At 57.1% G+C, this 12,397-nt stretch carries 10 protein-coding genes and 3 pseudogenes; 3 read left to right on the top strand and 10 right to left on the bottom strand.

What is annotated here, in order from left to right; all coding sequences use genetic code 11:
* Nucleotides 1–25 precede the first annotated feature (25 nt).
* Nucleotides 26–658 carry a TetR/AcrR family transcriptional regulator gene (locus RGCCGE502_RS33060; RefSeq protein WP_016558590.1) on the top strand — a complete coding sequence of 211 codons (633 nt, stop codon included), beginning with the start codon at nt 26–28 and terminating at the stop codon, nt 656–658.
* 687 nt (nt 659–1,345) lie between these two features.
* Nucleotides 1,346–2,257 carry a LysR substrate-binding domain-containing protein gene (locus RGCCGE502_RS33055; RefSeq protein ID WP_016558589.1) on the top strand — a complete coding sequence of 304 codons (912 nt, stop codon included), beginning with the start codon at nt 1,346–1,348 and terminating at the stop codon, nt 2,255–2,257.
* Between the two features lie 49 nt (nt 2,258–2,306).
* Here RGCCGE502_RS33055 and RGCCGE502_RS33050 read toward each other — a convergent pair whose 3' ends face one another.
* From RGCCGE502_RS33050 to RGCCGE502_RS33015, 10 genes and pseudogenes are all read right to left on the bottom strand, one after another.
* Complete coding sequence (locus RGCCGE502_RS33050; protein WP_040676237.1) at nt 2,307–3,101, bottom strand: alpha/beta fold hydrolase; 795 nt, start codon at nt 3,099–3,101, stop codon at nt 2,307–2,309.
* Nucleotides 3,102–3,106: 5 nt separating this feature from the next.
* Nucleotides 3,107–3,810 (bottom strand): annotated as a pseudogene (locus tag RGCCGE502_RS36210) (Glu/Leu/Phe/Val family dehydrogenase); the annotation flags it as partial.
* Nucleotides 3,811–3,861: 51 nt separating this feature from the next.
* Nucleotides 3,862–4,743: an IS21-like element helper ATPase IstB gene (gene istB, locus RGCCGE502_RS33040; RefSeq protein ID WP_016558585.1), complete on the bottom strand. Its 882-nt coding sequence runs from the start codon at nt 4,741–4,743 to the stop codon at nt 3,862–3,864.
* Nucleotides 4,740–6,002, bottom strand: coding sequence for an IS21 family transposase (gene istA / locus RGCCGE502_RS33035; protein ID WP_040676236.1), 1,263 nt, complete (start codon nt 6,000–6,002; stop codon nt 4,740–4,742). Before istA ends, istB begins: the two co-directional genes overlap by 4 nt.
* 162 nt (nt 6,003–6,164) lie before the next feature.
* A pseudogene (locus RGCCGE502_RS36990) lies at nt 6,165–6,322 on the bottom strand (Glu/Leu/Phe/Val dehydrogenase); the annotation flags it as partial.
* Nucleotides 6,323–6,419: 97 nt separating this feature from the next.
* Nucleotides 6,420–6,551: pseudogene (locus tag RGCCGE502_RS36205) on the bottom strand (aspartate aminotransferase); the annotation flags it as partial.
* Nucleotides 6,548–7,198 carry an RraA family protein gene (locus RGCCGE502_RS33030; protein ID WP_016558582.1) on the bottom strand — a complete coding sequence of 217 codons (651 nt, stop codon included), beginning with the start codon at nt 7,196–7,198 and terminating at the stop codon, nt 6,548–6,550. The gene RGCCGE502_RS33030 and the pseudogene RGCCGE502_RS36205, both read right to left, overlap by 4 nt.
* Nucleotides 7,195–7,860 (bottom strand): RraA family protein, encoded by a 666-nt coding sequence (locus tag RGCCGE502_RS33025; protein ID WP_016558581.1) that lies wholly within the window; start codon nt 7,858–7,860, stop codon nt 7,195–7,197. Before RGCCGE502_RS33025 ends, RGCCGE502_RS33030 begins: the two co-directional genes overlap by 4 nt.
* Nucleotides 7,857–8,525, bottom strand: a complete 669-nt coding sequence (locus tag RGCCGE502_RS33020) for an RraA family protein (RefSeq protein WP_016558580.1) — start codon at nt 8,523–8,525, stop codon at nt 7,857–7,859. Before RGCCGE502_RS33020 ends, RGCCGE502_RS33025 begins: the two co-directional genes overlap by 4 nt.
* Before the next feature lie 186 nt (nt 8,526–8,711).
* On the bottom strand, nt 8,712–8,993 hold the full coding sequence (locus RGCCGE502_RS33015) for a hypothetical protein (protein ID WP_141652466.1): 282 nt from the start codon (nt 8,991–8,993) through the stop codon (nt 8,712–8,714).
* Between the two features lie 1,201 nt (nt 8,994–10,194).
* Here RGCCGE502_RS33015 and RGCCGE502_RS33005 point away from each other — a divergent pair.
* Nucleotides 10,195–12,366: an ABC transporter substrate-binding protein gene (locus RGCCGE502_RS33005; protein ID WP_439332357.1), complete on the top strand. Its 2,172-nt coding sequence runs from the start codon at nt 10,195–10,197 to the stop codon at nt 12,364–12,366.
* The last annotated feature ends 31 nt before the right edge of the window (nt 12,367–12,397 follow it).

Raw genomic sequence — 12,397 nt, 5'->3', positions numbered from 1 at the left:
GATGACTGACGACGGGGAGCGAGGAATGTCAGCCCAGAAAAAACTCACACGCGCCGAACAGAAAGCGTTGCGGCCCGCACAAATCCTGGATGCTGCCTTCGAGGAGTTTGTGAGAAATGGTTTCACCGCCACGCGTGTCGAAGACATTGCCGACAGAGTTGGGGTCACAAAGGGCACGGTCTACGTCTATTTCGAGACGAAGGAGCAGCTTTTCGAAGCCATGATTAGCCATTTTTCAGTGGCGTTTCATGAACTGCTTGACAACACCGACCGGCTCGACGGCAGCGTTACGGACCGGCTGAAAGCAATTCTTGGTTTGCTCTACGATCAGATCGTTGAAGACCGCATCACCCGCGAGCTCTTGCGGCTGGTCATTTCGGAAGGGCACCGGTTTCCCGACCTGATCGATCGTCATCACGATCAGTTCATCGCACCGATCATAGCAAAAATCGAGGATCTCATGCGCGAGGGTATGTCGTCTGGAGAATTTCGCCAGATGCCAGTGGAATTCTCCGACATCGTGGTCGCGCCCATTTTGACAACAACAATTCTGCGCCTGATATTTGACGACCGCCGCGCGCGAACGCCTAACAAGGATGCCTTTATGCGAGCCTATTTCGACCTGCTGCTTAACGGCCTGCTGGTGAGGCGGAGCTAATTAGTTTCATGTTCACCTTAGAAAATCGGTGGCCAACGGCACCTCGATCATCCGCGGGTGTCCGTGCCATGGACTTGAAGTCCACCGTCGATTCCGAACTTCTCACGTGAGGACCACGAGCTAAAGACGACGCGGTTTTTCGAGGGCAACCGCCATAAATCGGCCCGCCTAATATGACATGCCGGCTGCTGTGCTATAGATGCCTTAAGTTTGTAATCCTTTGATCTGCATAGGTTATGGGGAGGTATGACGCCGCCGTACGCACCGACGCGTCCCGGAAGCGGTTGAACGTTTGCGTCCAGGTTGGCAATGCTATGTGGTCGAGCCTTTCAAGCCGGCCCTCAGCAGATCGGCCGACCACGTTTCTGAGCGATCAACAATTTGGCTCGCACCTTACGTCTCTTCGAATTGGTGGGACTCCGGACACGCAAATTTACTCATTGCTAATGACATGTGAAATTCTACCAACCTATCTCTGTGATAGGAAATGCGGAACACTGGGGGCGTTGGCGCAGAGTTAACCGCGGCACTTGGCCTGGGAATCACAAAGAGCTCTGGTGATTACCGAGAACGGGCAGGGGTGCTCGGGATCGAACCGGAATCGCGAAGAACGTGATTTATAATCTTTTGTAGTAGTGGCTCCGCGATATAAAATGCCGAATAGGCATCGATTTTGGGAGCTAGCATTTGAGCGTCGTCGACTTCCGGCTTGTTCGTCAACTATGGATGTTTCTCGCGGTAGCCGAGGAAGAACACTTTGGCCGCGCAGCGAGCCGACTCGGGATGTCCCAGCCACCGCTCACCGAGCAAATCAAGGTTTTGGAGCAATCACTCAAGCTGCAACTCTTCGATCGCTCGCGGCGCGGCACCAAGCTCAGCGCAGCTGGTGCAGCAATCCTTCCCGCTGTCCGAAGGTTTGCAGGCCAGGTTGAACAACTGGAAACGGTTATCAAAGAGGTTGCCGCAGGCCAGTCCGGGGTGCTGCACGTCGGAGCTATCACCTCTGCAATGCTTGACACAGTTCCGCCGCTGCTCGATGATCTTAGATCAACCCACCCCAACCTTACGGTCTTCGTAAGGGAGATCGATAGCGTCGAGGCGATCCCCGGTCTGGAAGCCGGTGAGCTTGATCTTGCGTTCGTAAGACTCGAGGGCGAATTGGGCAGCGGAATCGCCACCATGCCGCTGACGGAGGATCGCCTTGCCGTTGCGCTGCCGAAGGAGCACCCTTTAGCCACTCTGCCGAGGGTCCGTCTAAAGTCGTTGGAAGCCGAACAACTGGTCATGTCCTCTCGCCAGGTGAGCCCGGTTTATTTCGACATGTTGGTTTCGGTTTGCCGTTCGCACGGCTTCGCACCTCGCGTTCTACATGAAGTGAGGTCGGTTGCGTCGCAGATTGCCTATGTTAGTTGCGGCCAGGGCCTGGCGCTGGTCCCAGCTTCCATGCGGAAACTTGCACCGGATAACGTTGTGGTCCGTCCGCTTAAGGAAAGAGTGGTGGTCGTCACCGCAGCGCTGGCATGGAACAGGAACCGGTTTCATCCCATGGTCGACGTGGTTGTGTCCCAATTGAACCAGAAGCGAACAAAAAAGACATGAATGCGCGTTAGCTGGACCTTCCCCGCTGCAAGTTCATGTGGAGCGCTCGCTATACCGTCGCGACAAAGTCGGCAATCTCATCCCACATAGCAGGAGGATTTGAATACATCGGGAAATGTCCACAGTGGGGAATCTCTGCGAGCCGGACCCGATTTGCCCGAAGTACCGGGAGATAGGAAAGCGTTGCATACTGCTCTCCAAACATAAACATCTTCGGCATGGGCAAGTCGAGGAATTTGGGAAGTAAATCCCAATTGTCTGAAAAATCGACCATCGACTCGAAGATCGGACGTACCGCCTCTACGCGCACCTTGGAGCGAAGAGTGGCCGCATAAAGAGCGCTTGAAAATGTCGGCGAGCTGTGAGTTCGCTCGATGAAATCGTCAAAAAACCGCTCGTCGTCGGCATCGGGATAATCCAGGATCTGCCTCGAAAGAAAACAGTCCTCGGGGGCCAGATTTCCCTTAATATCAACGAAGCTAAGAATTCGATCCGGTTGCTTGTGAGCAAGTACCAGGGCGGTCAGCCCGCCCATGGAATGACCAACGAGATGAAAACGATCGAATCCGGCTGCGTCGGCGACGCGCAGTGCGGTTTCCGCCAGGAACGGAATCGATAGTTTTGACAGGTCGGAACAGTACGTCTCACCGCAGCCAGGAGCGTCAATGGCCAGGAAAGAATGTCCTTGCAACGCGTGTAGTTGAACGAAATCTGCATAGTCTTCTTTCGTCGACCCAAAACCGTGAAGAAACAAAAGGGGAGCCTTCTCTCCTTCGCGATGAATAGCGGAAATCACCAGGTCAGTGCCGGAATGGTTCTGAGTAAATGTGACTTTCTGAAACATCTGACTCATCCGTGGAACTTCCTCGTTTGTCTAAAGAGCAGCGCGCGAGATTTTGAACTTAGGATACAGCCGCGCTGCTCCCGAGCCGAGAGGATACGCTGGCACGTGATGATGAAAGTGGCTGTGCGCAACGAAACTTTCGGCTCGTCGGCAATGGTCCAGATGGAATCGAAGGCGCAGACCATGATCCTCTCCAGCTAGGCATTGATTTCCTCTTCGGTCCAGAAAAAGGACGAGAAGTCTTGCACCCATTCGAAATAGGATACAGTCATTCCGCCAGCATTGGCCAGAACGTCTGGCACAGCCAGAATGCCCCGGTCATTGAGGATGTCATCCGCAGCCGGTGTCGTCGGTCCATTGGGACCATCCACGACGATCTTGGTTTCAAGACGCTTTGCCCGCTCGGAAAGAAGCTGGCCTTCCAACGCCGCCGGCACCATAAACTCGGTGGGGACGAGCCAAAAGGTTTCGGTCGCAACTTCTACACTCGGCAAAAAACTTCCAACGGTCCCGTCCGGCCCACGTGCTCGCCTGCCGCCAGTACATTGATTCCGGCTTCGTCCACGAGGGTCGCAGAGTGATCTTGCAGAGCCACTATCCTGGCTCCTGCCTGCTCGAAGAGCCGTGCGGCGATACCTCCGACATTGCCAAATCCCTGAACAGCGACGCGTGCTCCTTCGATGGGGACGACGCGCCGAAGACCAGCTTGTGTCAATGCCGGGTGGAATTTCCTCAGAAGTGCCGAAGTAAAATTCCCCAATTATGCCGCTCCGGACGACGTGGAGAATTGGGTATTTTTCGGCGGTCTGCCGCGCGGGCGTTGTGGCGGGGCGAAGGATGGCGGGGTGATCAAAGCTTTTGATCGCACGTGTTCAGGCATCAATTCGGCATGCTGGCGCAGCCTGTAGCTTGAACCCTCGATTTGGACGACGACGGCATGATGCAAAAGTCTGTCGAGGAGGGCCGTTGCGACCACGGCATCTCCGAAAACATCGCCCCATTCGGCAAAGCCGCGATTGGATGTGAGGATCATCGCGCCTCTCTCGTAGCGAGCATTGACGAGCTGGAAGAACAGATTGCCGCCGCCGGCGATGACCGGGAGATAACCGATCTCGTCGACGATCAGGAGACTGGGCCTGCAGAAGAAGCGGATGCGTTCTTGCAGCCGTCCTTCGCGTTCGGCTCTTGATAGGGCAGCAATGAGATCGGCCAGCGTGCAGAAGTAGACGCTCTTGCCGGCTTTGACAGCTTCGACGCCGAGCGCGATTGCCAGATGGCTTTTGCCGGTTCCCGGCGGCCCGAGGAAATGAATGGCCTCGTGGCGGTCAACAAAGCCGAGTTGTGCGAGCGTGAAGATCCGATCTCTGTCGAGCGATGGTTGAAACGTGAAATCGAAGCCGGTCAGTGTTTTGATGGTCGCCAGGCGTCCCATCCGAAGGGCGGTCTTTATGCGGCTGTTCTCCCGCAGTGTCAGCTCTTCGGAAAGAAGGATGTCGATTGCTTCGAGAGCCGATAGTTCACCCTGTTCCAATCGACGGACAACATGGTCGAGAGCTTCAAGGGCACGCGGCATCTTCAAGCCGACAAGATCATGACGAATGCGGTCGATCATCGACGGCACAGAATCGAGAGCGGTGCTCATGTGCGGTTCTCCTGCGCCATGGCTCGGGCGACAGCGTCGTAGAAGGCAAGCGGCCGCTGTGTGACCCTGTCTCCGGATCCATGAAGAATGATCTCGTCATTGTTGACGTGCGGTCGCGATCGCGGCTGTGAGCGAAGGGTTCTGTGGCCGGGTTCGACACGGCGCTGATAGCGTCCTTCCAACACCGGATGCACAGCGATCAACGCACCGTCTTCGAATATCCTAACCTCATTGGCCAGCGTATGAACCTCGACGAGACGCCTTCTGGTGGCGTCGGGCACGCTGTAGGCGTTTCCGCCGACGCTGACCATGCCGTCTCGAGAGATCCTGCGCTCCAGTCTCAACACGGATCGGAACGGAGCCAGAGGCAAGGGGCGCAGATGAAAGCGCTCTTCAACGAAGGCTTCCATGACGACCCGCTGCGTTGTGGCGTGCACCCGCGGATTGGCAACCGTATCAAGCCAATACCGCAGTTGGTTGTTAAGGTCATCGAGGTTGCGAAACGAGCGTGCCAGGAAGAAGTCTTCCCTGATATAGCGGAATGGCCGCTCGACCTTTCCCTTCGTCTTGGCGCGATATGCTTTGCACGCCTTTGGATGAAAGCCGTAATGGCGGGCAAGATCGAGCAGAGCGCGATTGTAAACAATGCCACCCGTTTCGCCTTCGCCGATGACCGCAGTCTTCATTCGGTCGTAAAGGATCTCGCGCGGAACACCGCCAATTGCATCGAATGCGGCGACGTGGCATCGCAGCACCGTCGGAAGGTCCTGATGCATAGCAAAGCGCGCCCAGATGAGACGGCTATGGCCCAGCACCATGGAAAACAGCCAGACGATCCTCGGCGTTAGCGGCTCGTCGGTGAAGATGACCTGAAACTGGGCGAAATCGACCTGGGCCTGTTCGCCGGGAGCTGTTTCGAACCGAACTTCAAATCCCTGTTCTGAGATCGGGCGAACATCTCTGAGAAAGTCCGTGACGGCCGTGTAGCCACCCGCATATCCGCGCTCCTTCAGCTCTCGCAGGAGCCGCCGGCCGCTCAGGCCGGGATAGGCAGCGACCCGTTCACGCAGATAAGCTGTGAACGGATCAATTACCGTCGCGCGCGGCTTGCGTGGCCCATAAGCAGGCGCTTCGAGACCCCGCTCAATATATTTGCGGATTGTCTTTCGATCGACGTTGGTCTGTCTGGCGATCGCCGACACCGACAACCCCTGCCGGTGCAAATCTAAAATCATGACTATCTCCCCGAGTTTGATCACCAACATTCCCCTCTCGACCATCGAGAGCAGTATCGGTGATGACGCGCCGCCGGTCTTCCGGGGCGCGCCCCGGAAGACCGGCGGCAACGCTAAATTGGGGAAGATTCAAACGGCACTTCTGGGGAGTATTGATCCGGTATCGACAGCTTGTTGCGCTGCGATGAAGGACCCCTCGACCTGTTGCCTCAGGGCGTCCAAGAGATCCGCCGAGTGCCACGGGCTTGCCTGTCACGACACCGGTGGCAGTGCCCCCGACGTTCATAGGTGTCCATCATACACGCCATCGTCTGCGCGTTCGTGCCGACGTCGGGCGCTGGGATGCTGGCGTTGCTCGTCCGATCAGTCCTGCGCAGGAGGCAAATCCATAGAAAGCCCTACCTGGAGTGTCGCAACGCATGCCAGGAGTCTCGTTCAGCATGGCTCGCCGGCACTCAGTGAAATGATCTTTGCGCCTGTTTCGCGGCGCGCGGCAACCCGGTCGATCATCCGGTAAGTCGCGCAGGGTTTCGCCGCGGCAAGGTGCCGATTGAGCATAGCAGCATCGCTCATGCTTTGTCTCTCCAGGCGCCAAGCCCCATCAACTCAAGTGTCGTCTCACCTGCGGCGAGCCTTTCCATCATGCTGCGCTCTTTGTCCGCGCGCGCTTCGCCATTTGACAGCGTCCGCTCGACTTCGCTCCTGGGCAGGATGAGGACGCCGTCATCGTCAGCGACCAGGAAATCTCCAGCCGCCGCGGGCACGCCGCCGAACAGAAGTGGGGCGCCAACTGAAGGAACACTTGCCTTGATGGTGCCACGCATGGAGATGCCGCGCGAGAAGACCGGAAAACGACGAGCCGCAAGTGCTGCCACATCCCGGACGCCGCCGTCGATAACCAGTCCCGCAACGCCTGCTGCTTCGGCAGCAACTGTCAGAACCTCGCCCCAGTACCCCGCTATGTAATTCCCAGTGACAACCACCAGGGCGCTCCCCCGTGGAACACGCTCCATTGCAACATGGATGGCGAGATTGTCTCCAGGTGCGCAGGCCAAAGGGTAGATGGGTGCGGCGACTGCAGCGCCCGTCCACACGGGACGTATTTCCGTATCGACAGAGCAGGGGAGACCAGATGCTTCGAAGAGCGTCGAGCTTCCTAAAGCGAGCGCCCGCGACGACACATCAGCGGGCAGGTCCATCATAGGAGAAACGACTGTCATGACGGCTTCCTCTGAAGGAGGTGGTAGCCCAAGGTTTCCCGAGCCCGCTTCAGCGTTTGGCCGACTGCGATGGCTTCACGGATTTTCGACTCGACACTTTCAATCTGACAAGCGATCTCCGCAACTTCCCGGGCCCGGCGGCGGGGCACGATAACGACACCGTTTGCATCCGCGACAACGATATCGCGCGGCACGACCCGGGCTTGGCCAATGGAGACCACCTCGTTGACCGACCCAACCTCGACCCGGTCCTTGCCTGTGCGCATGAAGCGTCCGCGGGTGAAAAGAGGGTAGTTGTCGCCGAGCGCCTTCGACACATCACGGCAAACTCCGTCGATCACGGTTGCAGCGAAGCGCCGGGCGCCGGCATATTGGGTCATGATGTCGCCCCAGACAGTACAGTCGGAGCGGCCGCCATTGTCGATAACGACCACGTCGCCCTCTGCCACGTCATCTACGAAGTCACCAACTGTTCCAGGCGGGTTGGCTGCGGGAACATACTTGACTGTGAAGGCCGGTCCGACGATCGTTTGGCTGTAGTTTGCAAGGGGCATCACATCAAAGCAATGTCCGCCAAGCCCGAGCTTGTCGAGGGCGTCGGACACGCCTGGTGTATCAAGGCCTTCGAAGAGCTTGACGAGTTCACGGTCTTCCCTGCTCATTTCGATTGCTCCTGTCTGATCGCTTCAAACTCCTTGTCGTGCATCACCTCTTCCACGGAGCGGCCGGACCTGACGGCCGCCACCATCCCGTCCTGACGCCGCGCGATCCGCTCACCGAGATCGAGCACCTCCTCGATGCGGGCTGCTGGTACGAACGCAGTGCCGCATCGGTCGGCAATGACGTAATCGTTCTCGTGAACTAGGACCCCTGCAATTCTAACGGCCTGGCCTGAGTTGAGTTGAATCAGGCGGTTACGCGCGCTGACCATTGTCACGCCGCGCCCATAGACCGGATACTCGATTGCTTCGCTGCCTTCGATATCGCGGCTGAAGCCATCAATGACGGAGCCACGCAGGCCGCGCGTCTTGGCGGCATTGGCGAGAATATCGCCCCAGCAGGAAATTCCATCGATGCCGCCTGCAATGACGAGAACTCGGTCATCGCTGTTGACGCGCGCGATCACGGGGGAAATTAGATGAACGGTCGGCGCCGTATCGCTTTTCGGTCCGAGTTGGATGGTGCTGGCGTAACCAACGATCTTCGGGCAGGCCCAGAGGGGACGAATTCCAACCGTAGCGCCTGAAAGATTAAGGAAGTCGAGCGCGTCTGACACCGTGTTGGTGTCGAGCCCCGCAAGGCGGTCGAGAAGAGAGCGATGTGTCATTGCGCCTAACCTGTAATTGTTTTTCAGGCTCTGACTGTCATTTAACTTCGCTCTTTTTGAAATTCGTAATAAAAGATCGCTGTGATAGCGTGGCGGTATCATCAAGTCGAGCGAGATTAAAGATCTGGAACACAGCCGCTGTGGTCAGACTTCGCGCGGTCGGCCCCCGACATCTTGCGCATCAGATCAAACATCGGCCTGGGAATTGGGAAAGCTTTCGAAGGACTGGAAGCCGCTTCGCCCCTCCACCCAGACATCACCAGCATCAAGCGGGCGCTTCAGCTCGCTGAACAGGCAAAGTTCGTAGGCTCTGCGATCGATCTTGCCATCCTGCAAAATGAGAAGCATCCAGCCTTTGGGAGCGAAGGAGATCGGAGCTCTGTCCGGGATCGCACGCTTCCTAGTGCGGTAGAGATTGGCAATCATGGAGAGCGCACCGCTGAGCCCTTCCGGCCGAGCTACAGGCACGGCACTGCTACCAGACGAGGATATTGAGAACGATCATGACGATCGGGCATTGCATGAGGGGACGCCTGAGACGCCTTTTCGCAATTGGCTTCGCCGGGCGCATCGACAGCCACGGTAGGATGTGTTCGAGACAGTACACGCCTTGAGCAAAGAAGGCCTGACCTGCTCGGACATTGCACATCGCACAGGATATGGCCGATGAGGCATCATGAAATGGCTGACGTTCGAAACCCTACCCGATCGACGCAGGGGCGCGTTACAGCCGACATCTCCTCTCTACTTCGAAGCGTTCCTCACCTAGTGTTAGAATAATGATAACCGCCATGGTCGGCATTGTTTCATGACATAAAGCACCGAGGGTACACCGTGAGCTTTTCTAATCTTGAGTGCTTCCTGGCAACATCGCGCCGCGCCGAAAGGCCGAACGGATGAGGATACGGAGGATGAGGCGTCGGATCGGATTGGGCTCTCCGACAGAGCACCTGACACCTATTGTCGTCGCTGCTTATTGCATCAAGCCGCGCGGCGCACTGACCATCAATCAGGCGCGGAAACGCCTCAAACAGGGATCACGGACGTTTGCTGTTTTGCGCTGCTTCGCCATGCGATTTCGCGGCATAGTCGTGCCCGAACCTCGGCGGAACTGGACCAATGGATCGATGATGCCATTCATTCTGGTCTCGCCTTCTTAGCCAGTTTTGCCCGTGTACTTCGCCGCGATACCGCCATCGACCTGCCTTGGAGCAACGAGTCAGGCAGAAGGCCAGATCAACCGCTTGAAGACGATCTAGCGCGTGATGTAAGGCAGGGCGGGACCAGAGCTTCTCAGGGCGCGGATGATTTGAGCCTAATCCAATGCCATGGTGAGGCGGTCAAAGAGCCGACCTCGAAGAGAACCATGGACCTGACCAGCGATGCAAACGGAAGCCAGCCTGACAACCGTGATTAGAGAACTCCCATGGACGACTCGGTGGTCGCCGCTTTTTCACCTTCTGCCTTTGCTGCCGGAATTCATGGAATGGATTGCCCCTATCCAAACAATGAATTTTACCGATCGATGGCGATTATTCATGAAGGTAGCTTCATCAAGCTTATGCGGTGTTTGCAGCGGTCTCCGCACAAGTGACCGCCGGCTATATGCAGTCGCCGATTCTAGCGACGTTTTGGTTCCCGCAATTTTTGTGCAGGTAGAGGGTTTACGATGGCTGAAGTGAAGCGAGTTCAGAGGCAGACCAGGGTGGCGCTTTGGCGTCAGATAGCGGATCAGGTCCGCGAAGCGATCGGAAGTAGCGTTGACAACGAGATCGGCATAGCGCCGCCGAAAATTACATCTGCAGAGGAATTTTGTGTCAACCGCCACACGCTCCGCAATGACTTTACAGCCCTTACCCAGGATGGCATCGTCCGCACCCTACAGGGACGAGGTAGGCTGACCGAACAACAGGAGAAACTCAAGTTACCGGTTGTCGGGCTGGCGCACCGTCTTTTGCGCCTCTATTTCCCTTATTCTCGCCCTAGCCGAAATAGCGGTTTGCGAATAGCGTTTGTCGGGTCGAGGAGAAGACTGGTTGCCGCTCTTGTGGTGCTGGGCGCGGCGGCCCTGCCTGTCAAAGCCCAGGAGCCAAATTTCCAGATCGGCAGTTCCGTCATCAGCGAGCTGAAATACAAGCCCGGCTTCAAGCATTTTGACTACGTCAATCCCGAGGCGCCTAAGGGCGGCAATCTGCGCCTTTCCGCCTCCGGTACCTACGATACCTTCAACCCGTTGCTTTCGAAGGGGGTAAAGGCGGTTGGCCTGACGCTGCCTTTTGAAACACTTATGAAATCGCCTGATGACGAGCTGCTCTCCTCCTATGGGCTGCTGGCAGAAGGCGTTTCCTTTCCCGAGGACGTATCGCGAGCGACGTTCCGGCTGCGCAAGGAGGCCCAGTGGGCCGACGGAAGCTCGGTGACGCCGGAGGACGTCGTTTTCAGTTTCGACCGATCGAAGGAGCTCAATCAACTCCTGTCCAACTACTACAAGCATGTCGTTAAGGCAGAGAAGACGGGCGAACGCGACGTGACCTTCATCTTCGACGAGAAGAACAATAAGGAGCTTCCCAATATTCTTGGACAGTTGACCATAGTGCCGAAGCACTGGTGGGAGGGCACGGGGCCGGACGGCAAGCCGCGCGATATTTCCAAGACGACGCTAGAGCCCGTAATGGGTTCGGGTCCTTATAAAATCGCTTCCTTCTCGCCCGGCGCAACGATCCGCTACGAATTGCGCGACGACTATTGGGGCAAGGACCTCAACGTGAACGTCGGGCAGAACAATTTCGGGTCGATCACTTACACCTATTTCGCTGACCGGGACGCGCAGTTCGAGGATTTTAGGGCCGGTAACAGCGACTATTGGCAGGAGACGACCGCTGCCCGCTGGGCGACTGGATATGATTTCCCCGGCGTCAAGGACGGGCGCGTGAAGAAAGAGGACGTCGCCAATCCACTGCGCGCAAAGGGCGTCATGCAGGCTCTGGTACCCAACATGCGGCGCGACCTGTTCAAGGACATCAGGGTTCGCAAGGCGTTGAATTACGGTTTCGATTTTGAGGAACTGAACCGCTCGCTTGCTCTCAACAGCTACCAGCGCATCAACAGCTATTTCTGGAACACCGACCTCGCCTCCTCCGGATTGCCTCGGGAGCGGGAACTTGAAATATTGCAGGGCCTGAAGGACAAGGTTCCGCCGGAGGTCTTCACCACGCCTTATACGAATCCGGTCGGTGGTGATCCGCAGAAAAGTCGCGAAAACCTCCGCACCGCGATCTCATTGTTGAAAGAAGCCGGCTGGCAGCTCAAGAACAACCAGATGGTCAACACCAAGACTAGCCAGCCGATGAGTTTCGAGATCCTGTTGCCGAGCCCTACGTTGGAGCGCTGGGCGGTGCCCTATGCGAACACCCTGAAGAAAATCGGGATAGATGCTCGGGTTCGGACTGTGGATGCCTCGCAATATGCAAACCGGGTGCGCAGCTTCGACTACGACATGATCTGGAATACCTGGGTTGAGACAATGAATCCCGGCAACGAGCAGGCCATGTTTTGGGGGTCCCGCTCGGCCAACCAGCAAGGTTCTCGCAATTATGCCGGTATCGCCAACCCGGCCGTCGATGAGCTCATTCGCATGATCATCTTCGCGCCCAACCGCGATGAAAAGGTCGCCGCGATCAAGGCCATGGACCGGGTGCTCTTGGCGGGGAACTATGTCGTGCCACTGTATTATCGCGACACGCAATCGATCGCTTACTGGAACACGATCACCCGCCCGGCCGAATATCCGACCTATGGCCTTGGTTTTCCGGATGCCTGGTGGTCCACCACCGCGAAATGAGCAGGCTTGCAATGCAGGGGCTGTGGGCTCC

This window comes from Rhizobium grahamii CCGE 502, from assembly GCF_000298315.2.
Lineage (GTDB): Bacteria > Pseudomonadota > Alphaproteobacteria > Rhizobiales > Rhizobiaceae > Rhizobium > Rhizobium grahamii.
Note: the sequence above shows the minus strand (reverse complement) of the source record. Positions and strands in the feature narration are given on the sequence as shown.

What these genes read in the sequence shown, in the direction of transcription:
- RGCCGE502_RS33060 (WP_016558590.1), top strand. Translation starts at nt 26, where the DNA reads ATGTCAGCCCAGAAAAAACTCACACGCGCCGAACAGAAAGCGTTGCGG.
- RGCCGE502_RS33050 (WP_040676237.1), bottom strand. Translation starts at nt 3,101, where the DNA reads ATGTTTCAGAAAGTCACATTTACTCAGAACCATTCCGGCACTGACCTG.
- istB (WP_016558585.1), bottom strand. Translation starts at nt 4,743, where the DNA reads ATGAGCACCGCTCTCGATTCTGTGCCGTCGATGATCGACCGCATTCGT.
- RGCCGE502_RS33030 (WP_016558582.1), bottom strand. Translation starts at nt 7,198, where the DNA reads ATGACAGTCGTTTCTCCTATGATGGACCTGCCCGCTGATGTGTCGTCG.
- RGCCGE502_RS33025 (WP_016558581.1), bottom strand. Translation starts at nt 7,860, where the DNA reads ATGAGCAGGGAAGACCGTGAACTCGTCAAGCTCTTCGAAGGCCTTGAT.
- RGCCGE502_RS33020 (WP_016558580.1), bottom strand. Translation starts at nt 8,525, where the DNA reads ATGACACATCGCTCTCTTCTCGACCGCCTTGCGGGGCTCGACACCAAC.
- RGCCGE502_RS33005 (WP_439332357.1), top strand. Translation starts at nt 10,195, where the DNA reads ATGGCTGAAGTGAAGCGAGTTCAGAGGCAGACCAGGGTGGCGCTTTGG.